We start from the raw sequence: 22126 nt of genomic DNA on the forward strand, positions 1-22126 counted from the left end.
GACCCGGTGGCCCCGCGCCACCGGCCAACAGGACGAACCCCGCCGGTCACCACGACCGGCGGGGTTTTTCTTTGCTGCGGTGGAGTGACCGCATGCACGGGAGCGGCCGCCTTGGGCATGGCGAACGACACGCACTTATGCCCGCTGAACGCTTGGCCTCCATCACGCGGCGCCCAGCACGACAGGATTGCGGCAATGGCTGCGGCGAGGGCCATGGTCATCAGGGGGATGAGCGCCCCACTATCAGGAGCGTGATCGGTACGCCTGAAAGCCAGCGAGCCGGGGACCGCTCAGACCGTCGATCCATCCCGCCTGCGCAAGTCGTGAAGCGTCGGCCGACCGGGCCGTCAGCCCGCGAGCCGGAGTTTCAGAACTGATAGTAGATGAACGGCGCGACACCCTCGTAGCGCATCGCGTCGATCACGAGGATCAGCGCGCCCGCCGCGAGGCCGAGCGCGGGGGCCGGCAGGCGGAGGGCCTGTGTCGCCACGCCCTGCGCCAGATGGCGCGGGGTGAAGTGGATCGCGAGACCGAACAGGATCAGCGCCACGCCCAGCGGCGTCACCACCGCGCTCGTCGCGGTCGAGCCGGCGAGGCCCGCCAGATAGTCCATCGCGCCGGCGAAACTCTCGGCGCGAAAGAAGATCCAGGCGACCAGCACCACATGGAAGGTGACGATCACGCCCAGCCAGCGCGGCATCAGATCGCCGTCGTCGGCGTCCAGCGCGCGGGCGGCGAGCCGCTCGATCACCAGCACAATGCCATGGATCGCGCCCCAAACCACGAACGTCCATTTGGCACCGTGCCAGAAGCCGCCGATCACCATCGTGAGGAACAGGTTCACGCATTGCCGCGCGAACCCCTTCCGGTTGCCGCCCAGCGGAATGTAGAGATAGTCGCGCAGCCAGCTCGACAGGCTGATGTGCCAGCGCCGCCAGAAATCCTGGAGCGACGCGGCGCGATAGGGCTGGTTGAAATTGTGCGGGAAGCGGTAGCCGAGCAGCGCCGCGATGCCGATCGCCATGTCCGAATAGGCCGAGAAGTCGCAGTAGATCTGCACCGCATAGCCATAAGCGGCGGCGATCAGGTCTAGCCGTGAATGGGCCGTCGGATCGAAGAACACCGGATCGACGAGATTGACCGACAGTTCGGAGGCGACGACCGCCTTCTTGAACAGCCCCCAGACGATCAGCACCAGACCCATCGCCACCATGCCGCGATCGAGCTTAGGCCGGGTTTGGAATTGCGGCACCAGATCGGCCGCGCGCACGATCGGCCCCGCCACCAGATGCGGGAAGAAGGACATGAGCAGGGTGATGTCGAGCAGCGATGCGGGCTTCACCCGGCCGCGATGCACGTCGATCAGGTAGCTCATCCCCTGGAAGGTGAAGAAGGAGACGCCGACCGGCAGGATCACCTGCAACAAGGGCAGATCGCGCTGGATGCCGAGATCGGTGAGCAGCAGCGAGACCTGCTCGAGAAAGAAGTCGAAATATTTGAAGAAGCCGAGGATCGCGAGATTGGCGATCACGCCCAGGGTGACGATCGCCTTGCGGCGGGCGGCATCGTCCCAATCGGTCGCCACGATCGCGCGGGCGGCGCCCCAGTTGAGGAAGGCCGACAGGATCAGCAGCGCGACGAACCGCCAGTCCCACGCGCCGTAGAACACCCAGCTGGCGAGCAGCAGCAGGATCTTGCGCCATTCATTGTCCTTCATCTGCCAGATGACGGTGAAGATGAGGAGGAAGAAGAGGCCGAAGGTGAGGGTGGGGAAGAGCATTTAGCGGTGCTCCTGCCCTGCTTTCACCAGACGTACCGTTCGTCCTGAGCGAAGTCGAAGGACGTGCCCCAAGCGCTGCGTCCAGTCGCCCGTGCTTCGACTGCGCTCAGCACGAACGGTAGAGGGAGAGCGCATCGCGCCAACCCCTCTCACCGCGCGGCTGCCGCCCTGTCGAGGTCGGCCTGCAAGCGGGTCGCGATCTCGTGGCCGCCGGCCTTGGTGTAATGGACGTAATCGCCGCGCATCAGCGGCGGGGACTGGCGCACCCACGCGACCGAGGTGCAGGCCCCGCCCATCCGCGCGTCCCAATCCCAGAAGGCGACACCGAGCGACGACGCGACCCGGCGCTGCACGTCGCGCACCGCCTTCAAGGCGGCCGGCGCGAACAGGCCGCCGCTGGCGGTGGCGGCGGGCGCGGGCGTCGGCGGGGGATCGACGGCCGGCTGTTGCGGGGTTTCGGTCGTCAGGTCGCCGCGTAGCGCCGCGACGATCGCCCCGATCGGATCATAGGCCGGTCTGGCGGGGGCCGGCGCAGGCGCGGCCTGGGCCAGCGCCGGCGTCGCGCCACATTCGGCGACGCTGTAGCCCGGCGCGTTGATCCGCATCTCGGCGCGGCGGCTGGCGGCATCGGGCGCGCCCAGCAACAGGATCGGCACATTGCCCGCCAGCCGGCGGATGCGGCCGATCTGGCTGCGCAGCACCACCTCATATTCGAACGGGGTGAAGCGCGCGGCGAAGCCCTCGTTGGTGCCGAAGGCGACGACGATCAGATCGGGATCATATTCACGCAATTCCTCGCCCAGCACCTGATCGTCGGTCCGGCCGAAGTGGACGAGTTGCGAGCCCACGATGCCGAGATTGGAGATCGCCACCCCGCCCTGTCCGTCGCGGAAGGAGGCGATCGAGGTGACGGTGGCGCTGCCCTGTTCCAGGGTGACCATCGCATCCTCGGACAGACCGGGGGTGCGGATCGTCTTGCATTCGGGGCGCTGGGTGATCGACGAGAGGTTCATCCGCTCGGTCGTGCCGCCGACCCGGATCGAGAGCGCGCCCGCCCCCGGCCGCGCCAGCGCGCAGACGGTGAAGCGGTTGAACTGCTCGGTCGAATCCGCGACCAGCCCGATCGTGCTGCCCGGCGTCGAGGAGGTCAGGCTGAAGCCCGAGAGGCCGAGCGGCGTGCCGCCCCCGCCCCAGTTCGCGCCGAAGCCCGACGCCACCGTCCAGCCCGGCGACATGGAGGCGGTCGCGCCATAGCTCAGGAAGCCATTGTAGGGCCGCCCCGGCGGCATCACGCCGCGCCCGCCCGATCCGTAGCGCGCCTGCATCTGATCGCGCCACGCCCCGGTGATGGCGTCGCCGGCAGTGTGGCTGTCGCCGATCTGGAGGATGTGGAGCGGCTTGCCCTGTCGCCCGCCGGGCGCCGCCGCGCGCTGGAGCTTGGCGAACCAGGGATCGAGCGCGCGGGCGTTGCACAGCCCGCCCTGACAGCCCGGCGCAAGCGCCATCGCGGCAAAGGCGGCGAGGCCGATCATGCCGGGTTCGCCTGCGGCCTGGGCGCCGCCCTGGCCGCGCGCGCGGCCTCGGTCGACTGGCGGATGCGGCTGGCCAGCCCCTTGGTGATGCGGACATAGCCGTTCATCGACATATGAATCCCGTCATTGGCGCGGAACAGCTTGGTCGCGCCCGATCCGTCTTCGGCCATGTAGGCGGTATATTTGCCCTCGCCGTCCACCGTGAGCGGCCGCACGTCGATGAAGGGCACGCCGAGGCGCCGCATGCGATCGGCGTAGAAGGCGTTCATGCCGGCGATATCGGCATCGAAGGCGGCGTCGCGCATCTTGGGCAGGCCGACCCAATAGACCGTCGCCCCCGTCCGCCGCAGCATAGCGACATAGCTGTCGATCCGCTGGCCGATCACGTCTTGCCAACCGCTCGACATGAGCTTGTAGCCATGGCCATTGGCGTAGACGCCCTGCGCGTCGTTGGCGCCGAAGGAGATGACGGCGATATCGACGGGTTTGGCGGCGATCTGCCCGGCGTCATGCTCCTCCAGATTGAGGCTGCGATAGCGGGTGAAGCCGGTCGATTGCTGCGAATATTTGGTGACGCGGAAGCCGTCCTTCGCGGGCAGCAGGCGATACAGCGCCGACCAGACGCCATCGCCGAAACTGTCGCCGAACACGCCGATGCGGACCACGCCATCCTCGTGCGCGGCGGCGAGCGGCGTGTCGGGGATGGGCGCGGCCTCGACCGGCGCCGCGGCGGCGGCCACGGCGGCGGCGGGCGCGGGGGTCGCGGGCGGCGGCGGGGCGGTGTCGGGCTTCGGATCACCGGCGGTAGCGGGCGGCGGGGCGACGACGGGCGACGGCGCGGGCGCGTCCGACGCCAACACCACCACGTCGCGCTCGGTCCGGTTGGACGCCGCAAAGGCATAGCCGATCGCTGCCCCGGCGGCGACGCCGAGGAACAGGACGGCGGTACGATCGAGGAAGAAACCGACACGGGTCATGCGATCGCCCTCGTGCCGCCCCATGCGGCGGATGGCAAGGTGGCGGGTGCGCGATTTCGCCGGGATGAATGGCGGGTGGGGTTCAACAGCCTGCCGCCCGCACAAAAATGCCGTGCTCCTGCGTAGGCAAGAGCCCAGGGTTACTCGAGCGCAGCGTGCGGGGCTCTGGGCTCCTGCCTGCGCAGGAGCACAACAGCGCTCACCCCACGAACGCCCGCTCGATCACATATTCCCCCGGCTTCGCGTTCGATCCTTCGGTAAAACCGAAGCCGTCGAGCATCGCGGCGGTTTCCTTTATCATCGCCATCGATCCGCACAGCATCATCCGGTCATGCTCGGGATCGAAGCGGGCCGGGTCGCCGATCTTGCCCTGGAAGAGGATTCCGTCGGTCATCAGTTTCTCGATGCGGCCGCTCGTGTGGAACGGCTCGCGCGTGACGGTCGGGATGTAGCTGAGTTGGGCCTTCGCCTGCTCGTCCACCAGCGGATCATCCGCCAGCAGGCTTTCCAGCGTCTCGCGATAGGCCAGATCGCTGACCCGGCGGACCGAGTGAACGACGACGATCTGCTCGAACCGGTCATAGGTGTCGGGATCGCGGATGATCGACAGCCAGGGCGCCAGACCGGTGCCGGTGGAGAGCAGGAACAGGCGGCGGCCGGGGATCAGCGCGTCGGCCACCAGCGTGCCGGTCGGCTTGCGGCCGAGATAGATGCCGTCGCCCACCTGAATCTGCTGGAGCTTCGATGTCAGCGGGCCATCCGGCACCTTGATCGACAGGAATTCCAGTTCCTCGGCATAGGCCGGGCTGGCCACCGAATAGGCACGGAGCAGCGGCTTGCCGTTCTCGCCGGGCAGGCCGATCATCACGAACTCGCCCGATCGGAAGCGGAAGCTGGCGGGGCGCGTGATGGTGAAGCTGAACAGATGCTCGTTCCAGTGACGCACGCTCAGCACCGTCTCGACCGAGAGGCTATTGGTGGGCTCGAGCGCGCTGGCTTGGACGGGAGCGACGGCATCGTTCATCAAAGGGGCCTTGCGATTTGATCGGGGCCGCAGCCTTATTGGCCACCCGATAGCCGCGCAACCCGAACGGGGACAGATTTGCTACGGCGGGATGAAGCTGCGACCAGTTTCCGCTGCGATCGACACCATTCATGCGCCGCCGGAGCCCGCCGATGACGACCTTCCTCCTGCTCTGCTGCTCGAACCTGTTCATGACGATCGCCTGGTACGGCCATCTCAAGATGCCCGCCTGGCCGGTATGGCTGGCGGTTCTGGTGTCGTGGGGGATCGCGCTCGTCGAATATTGCTTCGCGGTGCCGGCCAACCGCATCGGCTATGCGGCGGGCTTTTCGGGCGGGCAGCTCAAGATCATGCAGGAGTGCATCACGCTGGTGGTGTTCGCGCTGTTCGCGATCGTCGTGCTGAAGGAGCCGCTGACGTGGCGCTATGCCGGTGCCTTCGCCTGCATCCTGGGCGCGGCGGGCTTCCTGTTCGCCGGCAAGGGCGCCTGATTGCCAAGCGGGGGATGATCCCCATATCGGGGCCGGAACATCGCCTTCCTCGTCATTGCGAGCGCAAGCGAAGCAATCCACGTTCCGCCGGCTGGATTGCTTCGCTGCGCTCGCAATGACGGAAGGGAGGCCTCAAGAGCGGGACGCGCATGAGCGAGGACAAGATAGGCTGGCACGGCACGACGATCCTGTCGGTGCGCAAGAACGGCAAGGTCGTGGTGGCCGGCGACGGCCAGGTCTCGATGGGAAATACGGTGATGAAGCCGAACGCGCGCAAGGTGCGCCGGATCGGCAATGGCGAGGTGATCGCGGGCTTCGCGGGGGCCACCGCCGACGCCTTCACCCTGTTCGAGCGGCTGGAGCGCAAGCTGGAGGGCCATCGCGGCCAGCTGCTGCGCGCCGCGGTCGAGCTGGCGAAGGATTGGCGGACCGACAAATATCTCCGCAATCTGGAGGCGCTGATGATCGTCGCCGACAAGGACATCACCCTGATCCTGACCGGCAACGGCGACGTGCTGGAGCCGGTGGCCGGGGTCGCGGCGATCGGATCGGGCGGCAATTACGCGCTCGCCGCCGCCCGCGCGCTGGTCGATTACGAGGAGGATGCCGAGACGATCTGCCGCAAGGCGATGGCGATCGCGGCGGAGGTATGCGTGTTCACCAACGGCAACCTCACGATCGAGACAATGGACGCGGCGTGATGATCGACGGAGCCTGAACCTCCACCCCGGTCGTCATCCCAGCGAAAGCTGGGATCTCCCGCCACCGGACGACCGCCGCACGCCACTTCACGAGACCCCAGCTTTCGCTGGGGTGACGAAAGCAAGAACCGACATGAACGACGCCCTTACCCCCAAAGCCATCGTCGCCGCCCTCGACGCGCATATCGTCGGGCAGGATGACGCCAAGCGCGCCGTTGCGGTGGCGCTGCGCAATCGCTGGCGCCGCCAGAAGCTCGCGCCCGAGCTGCGCGACGAGGTTTCCCCGAAGAACATCCTGATGATCGGGCCGACCGGCTGCGGCAAGACCGAGATCAGCCGCCGCCTGGCCAAGCTGGCCGATGCGCCGTTCGTGAAGGTGGAGGCGACCAAGTTCACCGAGGTCGGCTATGTCGGCCGCGATGTCGAGCAGATCGCCCGCGATCTCGTCGAGGAATCGATCCGGCTGGAGAAGGAGCGCCGCCGATCGGCGGTGAAGGACAAGGCGGAGGAGGCAGCCCTCGGCCGCCTGCTCGACGCGCTCGTCGGCAAGGACGCCAGCGAAGCGACCCGCACCGCCTTCACCCAGCGCTTTCGCGACGGCCATCTCGGCGACAAGGAGATCGAGCTGGAGCTGGAAGACACGGGCGGCGGCCAGTTCGAGGTGCCCGGCGCGCCCGGCCAGATGAGCATGATCAACCTGGGCGACATGCTCGGCAAGCTGGGCGGCGCGCGGATGAAGCGGCGCAAGCTGCCGGTTGCCGCCGCCTGGGCCAAGCTGGTCGAGGAGGAGGCCGACAAAAGGCTCGACCAGGACGAGGTGACCCGCGCCGCGCTGGCGGATGCGGAGGCCAACGGCATCGTCTTCCTCGACGAGATCGACAAGATCGCGGTGAGCGACGTGCGCGGCGGCTCCGTCAGCCGCGAGGGCGTGCAGCGCGATCTGCTGCCGCTGATCGAGGGCACGACGGTCGCCACCAAATATGGGCCGATGAAGACCGACCACATATTGTTCATCGCAAGTGGCGCCTTCCATGTATCGAAGCCGTCGGACCTGCTGCCCGAGCTTCAAGGGCGTCTCCCGATCCGCGTCGAGCTGAAGGCGCTGACCGAGGCCGATTTCGTTCGCATCCTCTCCTCCACGCGCGCGTCGCTGACCGAGCAATATCGCGCGCTGATCGCCACCGAGGGGGTCGAGATCGTCTTCACCGAAGAGGGCATCGCCGCCATCGCCCGCATCGCCGATCAGGTGAACGCCAGCATCGAGAATATCGGCGCGCGGCGCCTCTCCACGGTGATGGAGAAATTGCTGGAGGACGTGAGCTTCGCGGCGGAGGACCGGCGCGGCGAGGTGCTGACGGTGGACGGCGCCTATGTGGAGAGCCAGCTGGCCAGCGTGGCGCGGAACACCGATCTGTCGAAGTACGTGTTATAGCAAAGCGGTCGCCCCGGCAAAGCTGGGGCGGCCGTGCCGCTACATGTTCTGGTTCAGCTTACTTGCCCACCCAATCCGCCACTTCGTTCGCCACCTGATTGGCGCCCGTGCTGAGGCCCGCCGCGACCGCATCGGCGGTTTCGGACGCCACCGGCACCCGCGCCTCGAAGCGGCGCTCCTGCACCTCCATCCTGCCGGCGCGGATCAGGGTGGCGGTATAGCGGACGACGGCGGTGCGGCTGCCGGCCTCCAGCCCGAACTGGTCGAGCCGGCCGCCCAGCCGCGTGTCCGGGCTGATCGTCGAACCCCGGAACTCCGGGACATAGCGCCCGGTCTTCACTTCGATCGTTTCCGCCAGCAGCGTGCGGAAGAGGCGCGCGGGCGCCTCGACCCACAGGGCATCCTTCAGATAGGCGATGGCATTCTCGCCCGCCTGCACCGGCACGCGCTGCGTGGCGAGCGCCTGCGGCGTCGTCGGGATCAGCACCGACACCGCATTCTTGTCGCTGGCGGAGCGGGTCTGGCCGGCCGGTGCCTGCGACTCCGCCTTGATCGTCATCAGCGTGGGCGGCGGCTTGGCGCCGAAGCTGATGCAGCCGGACAGGGTCGCCATCGCGGCAAGGGCGGCGACCGGCGCCAGACGGGTCATGATCGGAGCCATCATCTACTTCCTCGGCTTGTAATCTGGCAGCTGGCTGCTGCCGCCGCCCAGCACGCCGCCCGCCCCGCCGCGATCGAGCCGCCCGGCGACGGAGGTGAGCGCCTCGGCCATTTCGTTCAGGTTGCGGATCAGCTCGTTGACCTCGGGCACGGTGCGGGTGGTCAGGCCCTTGATCGCCGGCCGCGCCTCGCTGATCGCGCCGTCGAGATTTTCCATGCTGCTGCGCGCGGCCGCCACTGTCTTGTTGAGGTTGGCGAGCGTCGGCTTCAGATCGTCGCGCATCCCGGCGTTGAGCGTGGCGGCCAGCTGCCCCATCTGCTCGGCGGCGACGCCGGCCTGCGCCACGGCCTTGCGTGTCTCGACGAGGGTGGCGGCGATCTCCGGCCCGCGATCGGCGAGGCTGGAGGACAGGCGATCGACATTCTGGAGAATGCCGGTGATCGACTTCTGATTCTCCGGGCTCAGCGTCTGCGTCAGCCGCTCGGTAAGCTGGGTCAGCCGCTCCAGCAGGGCCGGTGCGTTGTTGAGGATGGCGCCGAGGCCGCCGGCCTTCGGCGGGATCAGCGGCGCGCCGAACGGCCCCGGCGCTTCGATCGCGGGGGCGCCGGTGATGGCCCCGTCGAGGTTGATCTGGCTGACGCCGGTGAAGCCCACGCCCGCGATGGTGGCGGTGGTGCCCTGAAGCACCGGCGTCTCCTCCTTCACCACGATGCGCACGCGGACGAGTTCGGGCTGGTCGGGGATCAGCTTGATCTCCTCCACCTTGCCCACGGGAACGCCCGAGAAATTGACGGCCGACCCCTTGGCGATGCCGTCGACCGAAGTCTTGAACAGGATGTCGTAGGGCTTGTCGCTGGCGGCGCCGAAGCCGGCGATCCAGATGACGAAGGCGCAGGTGATCGCGACCAGCGCGAACACCACGGACCCCACCAGCACATGGCTCGATCGCGTTTCCATCAGCGCCTCATCCCGCCTTGTCCTGTACCTGCGCCCTGGCGTTGCGGTCGGCGGCGTCGGCCGCCACCCGGCCGCGCGGCCCGTTGAAATATTCCTGAATCCACGGATGGTCCAACGCCAATAGTTCCGGGATCGTTCCGATCGCCACGACCTGCTTGTCGGCCAGCACCGCGATGCGGTCGCAGATGGCGTAGAGCGTGTCGAGATCGTGGGTGATGAGGAATACGGTGAGGCCCAAAGTCTCCTTCAGGCTCTTGATGAGCCCGTCGAAATTGGCCGCGCCGATCGGGTCGAGGCCCGCCGTCGGCTCGTCGAGGAACAGCAGCTCGGGGTCGAGCGCCAGCGCGCGGGCGAGGCCAGCGCGCTTCCTCATGCCCCCCGAAAGCTCGGACGGATATTTCGGCCCCGCCTCGGGCGGCAGGCCGGTCATCGCGACCTTGTAGGCGGCGATCTCGTCGAGCAGCCCCTCGCCCAGATGGCCGTAGAATTCGCGCAGCGGCACCTCGACATTCTCGGCCACGGTGAGCGTGGAGAAGAGCGCGCCGCCCTGGAACAGTACGCCCGATCGGCGCCGCGCGTTGAGCGCCTCCTTGGCGGTCATGCTGGTGATCGCCTCGCCGAACACCTCGATCTCGCCCGCGACCGGCTGTTGCAGGCCGATGATCGAGCGCATCAGCACCGACTTGCCGGTGCCCGATCCGCCGACCACGCCGAGGATTTCACCGCGCCGCACCTCCAGATCGAGATCCTGATGGACGAACTGCTCGCCGAAGCTGTTGGCCAGCCCCCGCACGACGATGACCGGCTCGCCCTTCGCCATCAGATCCACCCGATCGCGGCGAAGAACACCGCGAACATCGCGTCGAGCACGATCACCAGGAAGATCGACTGGACCACGGCGGCGGTCGTGCGTAGGCCGACCTGCTCGGCATTGCCCTCCACCTGCATCCCCTGGAAACAGCCGGCGATCGAGATGATGAGGCCGAATACCGGCGCCTTGATGAGCGCCTGATAGACATCGGTGATCGGCACGACCTCCCGGATGCGGGTCACGAAGGTGACGGGCGGGATATCGAGCGAGAACCAGCTGAACAGCCCGCCGCCGATCAGCGCGAGGACGGCGGCGTAGAAACCGAGCAGCGGCATCATCAGCACGCCCGCCATCACGCGCGGCAGGATCAGCGCCTCCATCGGCGAGATGCCGATGGTGCGCATCGCGTCCACCTCCTCGGCCAGACGCATCGATCCGATCTGCGCGGCGAAGGCCGAACCGGAGCGACCGGCGACCATGATCGCCGTCATCAGCACGCCCAGCTCGCGGAAGGTGAGCCGGCCGACGAGGTTGATGGTGAACACCTCCGCGCCGAACTGGCGCAGCTGGATCGCACCCTGCTGGGCGATGACGATGCCGATCAGGAAGCTCATCAGGCCGATGATCGGCAGCGCGTCCACGCCGACAACCTCGAACTGGCGAACGATCGAATTGCCGCGAATCCGGCGCGGGTGGCGCGCCAGATCCCACAGGGTGATGAGCGTGGCGCCGAGGAAACCGACGAGGCCGACGAGCGTGTGCCCGGCGCTGACCGTGGCGCGCCCCGCCTGTTCCAGCATCCGCACGAAGGAGGAGCTATGGTCAGGCCGCACCTTCAGCGGCTGATCGGCGGCCGCGACCTGTTCGAGCAGGCGGGCGGCGCTTTCGTCGGCGCCCTCGACCGTCGCGTCATGATCGCGGACGAGGCGGTGGATCAGCCACGCGCCGACCGTGTCCATCCGCTCGACACCCGACAGATCGATCCGTTCCGGCGCGGATGTCAGGGCGGACAGCCGTGCCGGCAGATCGCCCATGCCCGACAGGGTGAGCGCGCCCGACACGCGCAGCACGCTGGCGTTGCCGTCCTTGTCCTCGCTGATTGTCGCTGGCGCCACCATCGTTACGGACAGTGAACCAATGATTTCGTCCCCGCAAGCATCCCCGGTGAGACGCCGTTACGGCCGATATGTTCCGCGTGCGTGACAGGCCGCGGAACATTGGGCTAGGCGGGCCGTCATGAGCGCCCAACCCGAACTCGCCATCTACGACATGGACCGCACGATCACGCGCACGGGCACCTACACGCCTTTCCTGCTCCACGCGGCCCTGCGCCTGAAACCGTGGCGGCTGGCGTTGGCGCCGTTCGTGCTACTGCCGATGGCGCTCTACGCGGCCAAGGCGATCAGCCGGAAGCGGCTGAAGGAGATCAACCAGGCGATGTTGCTGGGCGCCGCCGTCCCCCGCGCCGATCTCGCCCGCGTGACCGAGAGCTTCGCTGATGTCATCATGAAGGCCAACACCCTGCCCGGCGCGCTGAAGCAGATCGAGGCGGATCGCGCCGCCGGCCGCCGGCTGGTGCTGGCGACGGCCTCCTACCGGCTCTACGTGGCGGCGATCGCGGCGCGGCTGGGCTTCGACGACGTGATCGCGACCAACAGCCTGACCGGCGTCGGCGACCGGATCATGGCGCGGATCGATGGCGAAAATTGCTACGGGCCGGACAAGCTCCGCATGATCGAGGCATGGATGCACGACGAGGGCGTGGATCGCGGCGCGGTGCGGGTGCGCTTCTATTCCGACCATGCCTCCGACGCGCCGGTGCTGGAATGGGCGGACGAGGCCTATGCGACCAACCCGAGCGCGAAACTGCGGACCCTGGCGGCGCGGCGGGGATGGCCGGTGCTGGAGTGGGGCGTGACGGTCTGATCGATCCTCTCCTGCAAGGGGAGGTGGCAGCCCGTCAGGGCTGACGGAGGGGTATCGCCCTCTCGATAGCGGGTCACCCCTCCACCATCGGCTGCGCCGCCGGCCCCCCTCCCCTTGCAGGGGAGGATTTACGTCGCCCGCCCCCGCGATGTCGCGTTGGTCGATCGATCCGCCGTCTCCGTCGCGTCACGACAGACTTGGTAACGAAGCTTTGCTCCGGTAAGCCATCGTTCCGGATCGACAACAGGGATGTCCCATATGGCCGCTTTCCGTGGTGCGCTGATCGCCGCGCTCCTCCTTTCCTCGACCGCCGCCGTGGCCGCCGAACCCAAGCTCGCCCGCGCCACCAGCGGGCAGAAGTTGCAGGAAGCGACCATGAACGACGTGCCGCGCTGCACGCGCAAGCTGGGCACGGTCTCGGTCGCCGATGGGGACGATCCCTCGGGCTGGACGCAATTCTCGCTCGCGCCGCCGTCGAAGCTGCTGAAGGTGCTGATCCAGCGATCGGGCTGCTTCAACCTCGTCGATCGCGGCACCGGGCTGAACGCGGCGCAGCGCGAGCGCGACATCGCCGGCGGCATGGGGCTGCAACGTGGCTCCAACGTGGGCGGCGGGCAGATCAAGGCGGCGGATTATGTGCTGGTCGCCGAAATCCAGGGCGCCAACGCCAATGCCAGCGGCAATGCCGTGGGCGCGGTGGCGGGCGGCCTGATCGGCGGCGCGCTGGGCGGGCTGGTCGGCGGCGTGAAGAGCCGCAAGGCCGAGGCCAACACCGTCCTGTCGCTCACCAATGTCCGCACCACCGAGACGATCGCCACCGAGGATGGCTATGCCGCCAAGCGCGACATGAGCTTCGCGGCGGGCGGCGGCGGTTTCTGGGGCAGCGGCGCGGCCGGTGCCGTCGGCGGCGGCTATGAGAGCACCGATATCGGCAAGGTCGTCACGCTCGCCTTCATCCAGGCCTATTCCAAGATGGTGACGTCGCTCAATCTGGTGGGCGCGGGCTCCGAAGGTACGGCCGAAGCGGCGCCGAAAAAGACCTTCAGCACCATGGGTCCGGTCGTGATGCGCAAGACACCCGCCGCCACCGGCGCCACGATCCGCACCCTGCCGCCGGGCGCGATCCTGTATCCCACCGGCAAGCAGGACGGCCTGTGGTGGGAAGTCGCCGACGAGAACGACAATGTCGGCTGGGTGCTGAACACCAAGCTGGAGCCGTCGCGCTGACAGTTCCAACCCCAAAACTCCGTTCGTCCTGAGCGAAGTCGAAGGACGTGCCCCAAGCGGTACGTCTGCCTTCCGTGCTTCGACTAGGCTCAGCACGAACGGGTTTAGGAACGTGACAGGGGAGGCGCCGCAACGCCTCCCCCGCCCGCTCAAGCCGCCGTCTTCAGCGAGGCCATGTCGATCACGAAGCGATACTTCACGTCGCTCCTCACCATCCGGTCGAACGCCGTGTCGATCTCCTGAATGGGGATGATCTCAATGTCCGAGGTCAGGCCGTGTTCGTTGCAGAAATCGAGCATCTCCTGCGTCTCGGCGATGCCGCCGATCAGCGAACCGGCGAGCTGGCGGCGGCGGAAGATGAGATTGCCGACATTGGGCGACGGATGCGGCTCGGCGGGCACGCCCAGCAAGGTCATCGTCCCGTCGCGCTTGAGGAGCGCCATGAACGCATCCAGATCGTGCGGTGCGGCCACCGTGTTCAGGATGAAATCGAAGCTGTTGGCCTGCGCCGCCATCTGATCGGCATCGCGCGACACGACCACCTCGTGCGCCCCCAGCGCCAGCGCGTCGTCGCGCTTGCCGGGCGAGGTGGTGAACACCACGACATGCGCGCCCATCGCAGCCGCGATCTTGACGCCCATATGGCCGAGCCCGCCGAGTCCGACGACGCCCACCTTCTGCCCCGGCGCGACCTTCCAATGGCGCAGCGGCGAATAAGTCGTGATGCCGGCGCACAGCAGGGGCGCCACCGCCGCCAGATCGGCCTCCGGGTGCGTGATCTTCAGCACGAAGCCTTCGTCGACGACGATATGGTCCGAATAGCCGCCCAGCGTATGGCCGCCCGTAATCGCGTCCGCGCCATTGTAGGTGCCGACGAAACCCGTGGTTTCGCAATAATTTTCCTCGCCATCCGCGCATGATGCGCAATGGCCGCAACTGCCGACCATGCAGCCGACCCCGGCGATGTCGCCGATCTTGAACTTGGTCACCTCGGCGCCGACCGCCGTGACCCTGCCGACGATCTCATGGCCGGGCACGCAGGGGTAGAGCGTCCCCTCCCACTCACCGCGCGCGGTGTGGAGATCGGAATGGCAAATCCTTCGCGATGATGGTCTGGTCGCAGCCAGAGCCGGCCGCGCCGCCGATATGGCGCACGACCGGGGCATTTCCAGTGGCGTAACGAAACTTTTATCGCAGCGCAGCATCGCCTCGCCGCAGCGGATCACACCGCCGCCAGCGCCTGTTCGAAATCGGCGATCAGGTCGCCGGCATCCTCGACGCCGATCGAGATGCGGACGAGATTGTCGCCGATATCGAGCGCGTCCTTGCGCGCCTGAGGTACGGACAGATGCGTCATGCCCGCCGGGTGGCTGGCCAGCGTCTCGGTGCCGCCGAGGCTGACGGCGAGTTTCGCGATACGCAGCGCGTCGAGGAAGGCGAAGGCCTCGCGCTCGCCGCCTTTCAGGTAGAGCGAGAAGGTCGATCCGGCGCCGGTGCAATGGCGGCGGTAGATGTCGGCCTGCGTGCCGCCCTCCTCCAGAAAGCCGAGATAGCCGACCCGCTCCACCTTGGGATGATCGCGCAGGAAGGCGCAGACCTTGGCGGCATTCTCGCCCGCCCGGCTCATGCGCAGTTCCAGCGTCTCGAGCGAGCGGAGCAGCATCCAGGCGGTGTTGGGATCGGTGATGGTGCCGATCGTGTTGCGCATCGTGCGGACCGGCCCGAGCAGGCTCTTCGGCCCGACCGCGGCACCCGCCACCAGATCACTATGCCCGCCGACATATTTGGTGAGCGAATAGACCACCAGATCTGCGCCGTGCTTCAAGGGGTGCTGCCACAGCGGCCCCAGGAACGTGTTGTCGATCACGATCGGCGACGGCTCGCCCTGCCCCAGCGCGTCGCGCGCGGCGGCGACTGCCTCGACATCGACCAGCACGTTGGTCGGGTTGGCCGGGCTTTCGAGGTAGATCATCGCGATCCGTCCCTGAGCGGTGGCCTTGTCCAGCACCGCGCCGATCTCCTCGCGCGAGGCGCCGGCGGGGAAATCGAGCCACGTCACACCGAATCGGCCCAGCACACGGCCGATCAGGGTTTCCGTCGCGGCGTAAAGCGGCCCGGAATGGACGATGACGTCGCCGGGCTGGACCAGCGCCAGCATGACCGTGGCGATGGCGGACATGCCGCTGGAGAAACTGAGGGCGTCCTCCGCCTCGTCCCAGATCGCCAGGCGATGCTCCAGTATCTCCTGATCCGGCCCGTTGAAGCGCGAATAGACGAGGCCCTCGGCCCCGCCCGGCCGCTTGCCGGTGACGCCCTCGAAATGGCGTTTGCCCGCCGCCGCACTCTCGAACACGAAGGTGGAGGTGAGGAAGATCGGCGGCTTGAGCGACCCCTCCGACAGCATCGGATCATAGCCGTGGCCCATCATCTGGGTCGCGGGGCTGAGCTTGCGGCCGCCGATCTCGGTGGCGTGGCGGCGCGGGCGGCGGTTAGGGCCGGCGCCGGTCAGATCGGCTTCGGTGGGGTCGTTCGCCATCGTCTCGCTCCGGTCAGATGATGTGGAAGACCAGCAGCAGAATCACGACGATGCCGGGCACGCCCAGCAGCCAGAGGATCAGTCCCTTGCCCATCTCATTCTCTCCTGATGCGATGACCGCATCGGACAGCCGAACGGGCGCGGGGCCGATCCTGTTCCTCAGGCTTCGGGCGTGGCTTCGGGCGCGGGCTCGGCCGCGTCGTCACCGGTGGCGGGCACGTCGCGGAAGTAAGGTTCGACCGGGCCGGAGAGCTTCATCGTCATGGCATTGCCGAAGCGATCCCGCGACTTGCCGACGGCCATGCGGACCCAGCCCTCGGAGACGCAATATTCCTCGATGTTGGTCTTTTCCTGCCCCTTGAAGCGGATGCCGACGCCGCGCTGGAGGATGTCGGCATCGAAGAAATCGCTCTTGGGGTCCATCGAAAGGCGGTCAGGGGGCGTGTCGGTCATGGCGTCCTGCTTGATGTTCGGCCGGCCCGGCCGGCGGCTTGCTGCCCGCGCTGATAGCCCCCTGCCCCGGTGCGTCAACCGCGCAGGCGTGCAACCAACCGCCGCCGGCGGGGTTGAGGGCGCAGGTTCCCCGACCGAGGAGCATGAGCGATGGCCGACTTCAAGAAGGGTGACAAGGTGACCTGGAAGTCGCATGGTGGCACCGCCCACGGGAAAGTCGTGCGCAAGGTGACCCGCCCGATGGACATCAAGGGCCACCATGTCGCGGCCTCGCGGGATAACCCCGAGTATCTTGTTCAGACGGAGACTGGTTCACGAGCGGCGCACAAGGCAGGGGCGCTCTCCAAGACCTGATCGTCTGAAGGCAGACATCACCCGTCACATTTTGGTCTCGCCCGGCGACGCGAAAGCCCGTAAGTCCGCTGCCAGACCTATAAGGAGGAAGTTTATGGCAAAGACCCCTGCAAAGAAGACCGGCGACGCCGCCAAGGCCAGCGATGCGCCGAAGACCGGCGGCATCCACAAGCCCGTCACGCCATCCGCCGACCTCGCCGAAATCGTCGGCGCCGCGCCCCTGCCGCGCAGCGAGATGGTCAGCAAGGTGTGGGATTATATCCGCACCAACAAGCTGCAAAACCCCGAGAACAAGCGCGAGATCATCGCCGACGCGAAGCTCAAGAAGATCTTCGAGACCGACAAGGTGACCATGTTCGAGATGAACAAGCACCTGTCGAAGCACGTCAAGTAAGACGCGGGCGACGATCGATCGCAAAGGGCGGCGCGGGAAGACCTCGCGCCGCCCTTTCTGTTTGTTGCTGGTGGCGATGACCCGCGCCTCATTTGAGCGAGAAAGACCGCAGGGAATCCATAACCATTCCCCGCAATCCTGCACGGGTGAAACGGTCGCGCGATGCGCCTAGCCATCATCCTCGCCGCCGGCCTGTCGCGCCGCTTCGGCCGCCGCGCGAAGCTGCTCGCCCCCCTCGCCGGCCGGCCGCTTCTCGCCCACGCGATCGCCCGCGCCAAGAACGAGGCCGAGCGCGTCATCCTCGTCACCGGCGCCAACGCGGCCCATACGCGGCGCGTCGCCCGCGCCGCCGGGATCGAGACGGTCCACGCCCCCGCCTATCGCGATGGCCTCTCCGCCAGCCTGAGCGCCGCGCTCCGCCGGGTCCGACCCGTGGACCGCCAACTCCTCCTCCTCCTCGGCGACATGCCGCTCGTCCCCTCCGCACGCCGCTGGCGGCTGCACGGGGCCGATGCGGTGCGGCCGATCGTGGACGGGCAGCCCGGCCACCCGGTGCTGATCCGCGCCGCCATCCTGCGCGGCGCGCGGCTCGGCGGCGATCGCGGCCTTGCGCCGCTGCTCGCCGGGCGGCGTATCCGCACCGTCCCCGGCGGCCCCGGCGCGCTGCTCGACCTCGATACGCCACATGCGTTTCGCACGGCGCGCGGATCGTGGAGGCGGCTCGCGGCGTTGGCGCGGGCATGAACGAACTCGCAGGGTGGGTCGCGCCCGCCGCCACCATGATCGCGGCGATGATGACCGCCGCCAATCTCGGCGCGCGCTTCACCGGCTGGGGCTTCGTGGTCTTTCTGCTGGGCTCGATCGGCTGGGTGATCGTCGCCGCGACCAGCGGCCAGACGAACCTGCTGCTCACCAACGGCTTCCTCGCGGTGGTGAACCTCGTCGGTATCTGGCGCTGGCTCGGCCGTCAGGCCCGCTACGAGGCGGGCGGGCGCGAGGCGGCGGAGAGGAGCGAGGCCAAACCCGTCCGCCCCCTCCTGCCGGTCGGCTCGCTCGCCGATCGCAGCGTCGTCGCGCGTGACGGCGGCACGCTCGGCCATGTCGTCGATGCGATGCTCGACGAGGGCGCCGGTCGCATCGCCTATCTGGTGGTCCGCACCGGCGGGGTCGGCGGCGTCGGCGAGACGCTCCACGGCCTCGGCTGGGGCGAGGTGACAGCGTGCGAGGCGGGGCGGCTGGTCGCGGCGATCGACGCCCCAGCCCTCGCCGCCCGCCCGGCGCTGGAGCCCGACGCCTGGCCCGCCAGCGCCCGCGAGGCCGGGATTGCCTGATCCCGCGCCCGTCATCGTCACCGCAACCCTCGGTGACGCGGATTTCGCCCGCCTCGATGCGCTGCGCCGCGCCCACTTCCCGCCCGAGCGCAACCATCTGTCGGCGCACCTGACTCTCTTCCACCACCTCCCGCCCTCTTTGCTGCCCGAACTCGACGGGCGGCTGCGCGAGGCGGTGCGGGCGGCACCCCCGGCCGCTACGCTGGCGGCGGTGATGTCGCTCGGGCGGGGCGTGGCCTACCGGATCGACAGCCCCGCGCTCGCCGCGGTCCGTGCCGACCTCGCCGATGCCTTCGCCGGCCTGCTGACGCCGCAGGATCAGGCCGGCTGGCGCCCCCATGTCACCATCCAGAACAAGGTGGCGCCCGAAGCCGCACGGGCGCTGCAAGTCGCGCTCTCCGCCGATTTCCGCCCCGCGCCGCTCGCGATCGTCGGGCTGGCGAGCCATTATTATCGGGGCGGCCCGTGGGAGCCGATCAAGGCCTACCGCTTCCGCGCGGGCTGAACCCGATAATTGGTCACCGGCGCGTTAGGGTTAGGAGATTGTCAAAGTCTTGCCCCTAGATCGAGTCGCGAAGCCGCCCATCCGGGGTGGACGGGGTGATCGATGAGCGCATTCGGCAGGCGGGGTGGAACGGCGGGCTTCGGGGTCGCGCGACCGATGCAGGTCGGGCAGCCGGGGATGGCCGGCGGCCAGTTTCCGCCGCTGACCGAAAGTTCCTTCCCCGCCCCCATTCCCGAGCCGCTCGACGCGATGGCGCGGCTGGCGCACCGCGAGGCGGCGTCGGGCGAGGCGGGATCGAGCCGGGTCGAGGGTTTCGAGGCATCGGTCCACCGCATCAAGGAACAGGTGCTGCCGCGCCTGCTCGAGCGGGTCGATGCCGAGGCCGCCGCGACCTTGGCCAAGGACGAGCTGGCCGAGGAATTCCGCCCGATCATCGGCGAGGTGCTGGCCGAGCTGAAGATCACGCTCAACCGGCGCGAGCAGTTCGCGCTGGAAAAGGTGCTGGTCGATGAGCTGCTGGGCCTGGGGCCGTTGGAGGAACTGCTTTCCGATCCGGCGATCACCGACATCATGGTCAACGGGCCGGACCAGACATACGTGGAGCGCAAGGGCAAGCTGGAGCTGGCCAACGTGCAGTTCCGCGACGAGGAGCATCTGTTCCAGATCGCCCAGCGCATCGTGTCCAAGGTCGGCCGCCGGGTCGACCAGACCACGCCGTTGGCCGACGCCCGCCTTCAGGACGGCAGCCGCGTCAACGTGATCGTGCCGCCGCTGTCGCTGCGCGGCACGGCCATCTCGATCCGCAAATTCTCCGCCAAGCCGATCACGCTCGACATCATGGCCAAGACGGGCAGCATGTCCGAGAAGATGGCGACGGTGCTGAAGATCGCCGGCGCCTGCCGGTTCAACGTCATCATCTCGGGCGGCACGGGCTCGGGCAAGACGACGATGCTCAACGCGCTGTCGAAGATGATCGACCCCGGCGAGCGCGTGGTGACGATCGAGGACGCGGCCGAGCTTCGCCTGCAACAGCCGCATTGGCTGCCGCTGGAAACGCGCCCCGCCAACCTGGAAGGGTTCGGCGCGATCACGATCCGCGATCTCGTCATCAACGCGCTGCGCATGCGGCCGGATCGCATCATCCTGGGCGAAATCCGTGGCTCGGAATGTTTCGACATGCTGGCGGCGATGAACACCGGCCACGACGGATCGATGTGCACGCTCCACTCCAATTCCCCCCGCGAGGCGCTGGCGCGTATGGAGAATATGGTGCTGATGTCCGACATCAAGGTGCCCAAGGACGCCATCAGCCGCCAGATCGCGGATTCGGTCGACATGATCGTGCAGGTGAAGCGCCTGCGCGACGGTTCGCGCCGGGTGACCAACATCACCGAGGTGATCGGCATGGAAGGCCCCGTGATCGTCACGCAGGAGCTGTTCAAGTTCGACTATCTCGACGAGGGCGCCGACGGCCGCATCGCGGGCGATTACAACAGCTCGGGCCTGCGCCCCTACACGCTGGAAAAGGCGCGGCAGTTCGGCTTCGATCAGGCCTATCTGGAGGCATGCCTGTAAACACCGCAGACTATGCGGATAGAATATGACGTTTCATTGCTGAGACGATTCATCGGACTTTGCGGCTTTGACAGGTCGCGGCCGTTCCCGCTCCATGCCCGGATCGGAACAATCCGGGAGGATGACGGGTGGATATTTCGTTTCATCGAGGCGGGCATCTGGCGCGGCGGGGCGATCATCCTGATGCGGGCGCTGCTCGACGTCTATGGCGCCGACGGCCGCAAGGTTTTCGCGGCCGATTCCTTCGCCGGCATCCCGCTCAACACGAAGGCGAAGAACGATCCGGTCGATCGCTGGGCCGACCGCTGGGTCGCAGGCTTGGAGGAGGTGCGCGGCAATATCGCGCGCTTTGGCCTGCTCGACGAGCGGATCATATTCGTCGAGGGCTTCTTCGCCGACAGTCTCCCGGCGCTTCGCGACGAGCGGTTCGCGCTGATCCGGCTGGATTCGGATTCCTACGATTCGGTCGAGACGTCGCTGGATTACCTCTATCCCCTGCTGTCGCGCGGCGGGGTGATCATCATCGACGACTGGCATCTGCCCGGATGCCGCATGGCCGTGCAGGATTATCGCGCGCGCCATGGCATCGCCGATCCGATCCAGCAGGATGGCGGCAACGCCTATTGGGTGAAGCGACAGGAATATGGCACGCCCCGCTGAAATCCCGGCGCGGTGCCCACCGCCTTACCGCCCGACCCAATTCCCCGGCCGCTTCTCCACGAACGCCGTCATCCCCTCGATCTTGTCCTCGGTCGCGCAGACGCCGTTGAACAGGCGGCGCTCGAAGACGATGCCCATCGCGAGGTTCGTCTCGAACGCGGCGTTGACCATTTCCTTGTTCACCAGCGCGGCGACCGGCGGCATGGCGGCGATGTCCTGCGCGGCCTTCAGCGCCTCGTCGAGCAGGTCGGCGGCCGGCACCACGCGCGAAACGAGGCTGGCGCGTTCGGCTTCCTCGGCACCCATCATCCGGCCCGTCAGGCACATGTCCATCGCCTTGGCCTTGCCGACCGCGCGGGTCAGGCGCTGCGAGCCGCCCATGCCCGGCGCCACGCCCAGCTTGATCTCCGGCTGACCGAATTTGGCGGTATCGGCCGCGATGATGAAATCGGCCATCATCGCCACTTCGCAGCCACCGCCCAGCGCGAAGCCCGCGACCGCCGCGATCCACGGCTTGCGCGTCGCGGTGACCTTCTCGAAGCCCTGGAAGAAATTCTCCAGATACATGTCGGAGAAGCCCTTGCCCTGCATCCCCTTGATATCGGCGCCCGCCGCGAACGCCTTCTCGCTGCCGGTCAGCACCAGGCAGCGCTGGCCCGGATCGGCGTCATAGGCCGCGAAGCAGGCGATCAGATCGTCCAGCACCTGCTGATTGAGCGCGTTCAGCGCCTGCGGGCGGTTGAACCGCACGAGCGTCACCGCGCCCTGCTGTTCGACGAGCAGCGTCTCGTAATCCATC

At 67.8% G+C, this 22126-nt stretch carries 23 protein-coding genes and 1 pseudogene; 12 read left to right on the forward strand and 12 right to left on the reverse strand.

What is annotated here, in order from left to right; translation table 11 throughout:
- Positions 1-367: 367 nt before the first annotated feature.
- The 4 genes from PQ455_RS09105 to PQ455_RS09120 form a co-directional block, all read right to left on the reverse strand.
- Positions 368-1780, reverse strand: a complete 1413-nt coding sequence (locus tag PQ455_RS09105; RefSeq protein WP_273691160.1) for an MBOAT family O-acyltransferase — start codon at positions 1778-1780, stop codon at positions 368-370.
- A gap of 149 nt (positions 1781-1929) precedes the next feature.
- Entirely contained in the window at positions 1930-3312 is a 1383-nt protein-coding gene (locus tag PQ455_RS09110) for a GDSL-type esterase/lipase family protein (RefSeq protein ID WP_273691161.1), read from the reverse strand.
- Entirely contained in the window at positions 3309-4289 is a 981-nt protein-coding gene (locus PQ455_RS09115; protein ID WP_273691162.1) for an SGNH/GDSL hydrolase family protein, read from the reverse strand. Before PQ455_RS09115 ends, PQ455_RS09110 begins: the two co-directional genes overlap by 4 nt.
- A 199-nt stretch (positions 4290-4488) precedes the next feature.
- A complete protein-coding gene (locus PQ455_RS09120; RefSeq protein ID WP_273691164.1) occupies positions 4489-5313 on the reverse strand; it encodes a ferredoxin--NADP reductase in 825 nt (274 codons plus the stop codon).
- A 152-nt stretch (positions 5314-5465) separates the two neighbouring features.
- Between PQ455_RS09120 and PQ455_RS09125 the strand changes: the two genes are divergently transcribed.
- From PQ455_RS09125 to hslU, 3 genes are all read left to right on the forward strand, one after another.
- Positions 5466-5804, forward strand: coding sequence for a DMT family protein (locus tag PQ455_RS09125; RefSeq protein ID WP_273691167.1), 339 nt, complete (start codon positions 5466-5468; stop codon positions 5802-5804).
- A 149-nt stretch (positions 5805-5953) separates the two neighbouring features.
- Positions 5954-6505, forward strand: coding sequence for an ATP-dependent protease subunit HslV (hslV, locus tag PQ455_RS09130; protein WP_273691169.1), 552 nt, complete (start codon positions 5954-5956; stop codon positions 6503-6505).
- 133 nt (positions 6506-6638) lie between these two features.
- On the forward strand, positions 6639-7937 hold the full coding sequence (hslU, locus tag PQ455_RS09135) for an ATP-dependent protease ATPase subunit HslU (protein WP_273691171.1): 1299 nt from the start codon (positions 6639-6641) through the stop codon (positions 7935-7937).
- A 58-nt stretch (positions 7938-7995) separates the two neighbouring features.
- Here hslU and PQ455_RS09140 read toward each other — a convergent pair whose 3' ends face one another.
- Genes PQ455_RS09140 through PQ455_RS09155 form a run of 4 tightly spaced genes read right to left on the reverse strand, consistent with a single transcriptional unit; the run spans position 7996 to position 11484 of the window.
- On the reverse strand, positions 7996-8598 hold the full coding sequence (locus tag PQ455_RS09140) for an ABC-type transport auxiliary lipoprotein family protein (RefSeq protein WP_273691173.1): 603 nt from the start codon (positions 8596-8598) through the stop codon (positions 7996-7998).
- 3 nt (positions 8599-8601) lie between these two features.
- Positions 8602-9555 carry an MlaD family protein gene (locus PQ455_RS09145; protein WP_273691175.1) on the reverse strand — a complete coding sequence of 318 codons (954 nt, stop codon included), beginning with the start codon at positions 9553-9555 and terminating at the stop codon, positions 8602-8604.
- A gap of 7 nt (positions 9556-9562) precedes the next feature.
- The gene (locus PQ455_RS09150; protein WP_273691178.1) at positions 9563-10375 is read right to left on the reverse strand and encodes an ABC transporter ATP-binding protein; all 813 of its coding nucleotides are present in this window, start codon (positions 10373-10375) and stop codon (positions 9563-9565) included.
- Positions 10375-11484 carry an ABC transporter permease gene (locus tag PQ455_RS09155; RefSeq protein WP_420542853.1) on the reverse strand — a complete coding sequence of 370 codons (1110 nt, stop codon included), beginning with the start codon at positions 11482-11484 and terminating at the stop codon, positions 10375-10377. The genes PQ455_RS09150 and PQ455_RS09155 overlap by 1 nt, the downstream gene beginning before the upstream one ends.
- Positions 11485-11602: 118 nt before the next feature.
- On the opposite strand from PQ455_RS09155, the gene PQ455_RS09160 reads away from it, so the two are divergent.
- Together PQ455_RS09160 and PQ455_RS09165 are read left to right on the forward strand one after the other, a co-directional pair.
- Positions 11603-12292, forward strand: coding sequence for an HAD family hydrolase (locus PQ455_RS09160; protein WP_273691183.1), 690 nt, complete (start codon positions 11603-11605; stop codon positions 12290-12292).
- A gap of 258 nt (positions 12293-12550) precedes the next feature.
- Positions 12551-13519, forward strand: a complete 969-nt coding sequence (locus tag PQ455_RS09165) for a CsgG/HfaB family protein (RefSeq protein ID WP_273685771.1) — start codon at positions 12551-12553, stop codon at positions 13517-13519.
- Positions 13520-13668: 149 nt separating this feature from the next.
- Here the strand turns inward: PQ455_RS09165 and PQ455_RS09170 are convergent.
- The 3 genes and pseudogenes from PQ455_RS09170 to PQ455_RS09180 form a co-directional block, all read right to left on the reverse strand.
- Positions 13669-14616: pseudogene (locus PQ455_RS09170) on the reverse strand (NAD(P)-dependent alcohol dehydrogenase); the annotation flags it as partial.
- Between the two features lie 125 nt (positions 14617-14741).
- Positions 14742-16055 (reverse strand): cystathionine gamma-synthase family protein, encoded by a 1314-nt coding sequence (locus PQ455_RS09175; protein WP_273685772.1) that lies wholly within the window; start codon positions 16053-16055, stop codon positions 14742-14744.
- Positions 16056-16214: 159 nt separating this feature from the next.
- A complete protein-coding gene (locus PQ455_RS09180) occupies positions 16215-16508 on the reverse strand; it encodes a DUF3297 family protein (RefSeq protein WP_273685773.1) in 294 nt (97 codons plus the stop codon).
- A 150-nt stretch (positions 16509-16658) separates the two neighbouring features.
- On the opposite strand from PQ455_RS09180, the gene PQ455_RS09185 reads away from it, so the two are divergent.
- From PQ455_RS09185 to PQ455_RS09215, 7 genes are all read left to right on the forward strand, one after another.
- Positions 16659-16862 (forward strand): hypervirulence associated TUDOR domain-containing protein, encoded by a 204-nt coding sequence (locus PQ455_RS09185; RefSeq protein WP_273685774.1) that lies wholly within the window; start codon positions 16659-16661, stop codon positions 16860-16862.
- A 94-nt stretch (positions 16863-16956) separates the two neighbouring features.
- Positions 16957-17256 (forward strand): SWIB/MDM2 domain-containing protein, encoded by a 300-nt coding sequence (locus PQ455_RS09190; RefSeq protein WP_273685775.1) that lies wholly within the window; start codon positions 16957-16959, stop codon positions 17254-17256.
- Between the two features lie 162 nt (positions 17257-17418).
- Positions 17419-18000 carry a nucleotidyltransferase family protein gene (locus PQ455_RS09195; RefSeq protein ID WP_273685776.1) on the forward strand — a complete coding sequence of 194 codons (582 nt, stop codon included), beginning with the start codon at positions 17419-17421 and terminating at the stop codon, positions 17998-18000.
- On the forward strand, positions 17997-18587 hold the full coding sequence (locus PQ455_RS09200) for a PRC-barrel domain-containing protein (protein ID WP_273685777.1): 591 nt from the start codon (positions 17997-17999) through the stop codon (positions 18585-18587). Before PQ455_RS09195 ends, PQ455_RS09200 begins: the two co-directional genes overlap by 4 nt.
- The gene (locus PQ455_RS09205) at positions 18580-19092 is read left to right on the forward strand and encodes a 2'-5' RNA ligase family protein (RefSeq protein ID WP_273685778.1); all 513 of its coding nucleotides are present in this window, start codon (positions 18580-18582) and stop codon (positions 19090-19092) included. Before PQ455_RS09200 ends, PQ455_RS09205 begins: the two co-directional genes overlap by 8 nt.
- A 102-nt stretch (positions 19093-19194) precedes the next feature.
- A complete protein-coding gene (locus PQ455_RS09210) occupies positions 19195-20667 on the forward strand; it encodes a TadA family conjugal transfer-associated ATPase (RefSeq protein WP_273685779.1) in 1473 nt (490 codons plus the stop codon).
- 36 nt (positions 20668-20703) lie between these two features.
- Positions 20704-21327, forward strand: coding sequence for a TylF/MycF/NovP-related O-methyltransferase (locus tag PQ455_RS09215; protein ID WP_273685780.1), 624 nt, complete (start codon positions 20704-20706; stop codon positions 21325-21327).
- A 24-nt stretch (positions 21328-21351) separates the two neighbouring features.
- On the opposite strand, the gene PQ455_RS09220 is transcribed toward PQ455_RS09215, so the two are convergent.
- Positions 21352-22125 (reverse strand): enoyl-CoA hydratase-related protein, encoded by a 774-nt coding sequence (locus tag PQ455_RS09220; RefSeq protein ID WP_273685781.1) that lies wholly within the window; start codon positions 22123-22125, stop codon positions 21352-21354.
- Position 22126 lies beyond the last annotated feature (1 nt).

Origin of the sequence: Sphingomonas naphthae (assembly GCF_028607085.1) — a bacterium.
Taxonomy (GTDB): Bacteria; Pseudomonadota; Alphaproteobacteria; order Sphingomonadales; family Sphingomonadaceae; genus Sphingomonas_Q; species Sphingomonas_Q naphthae.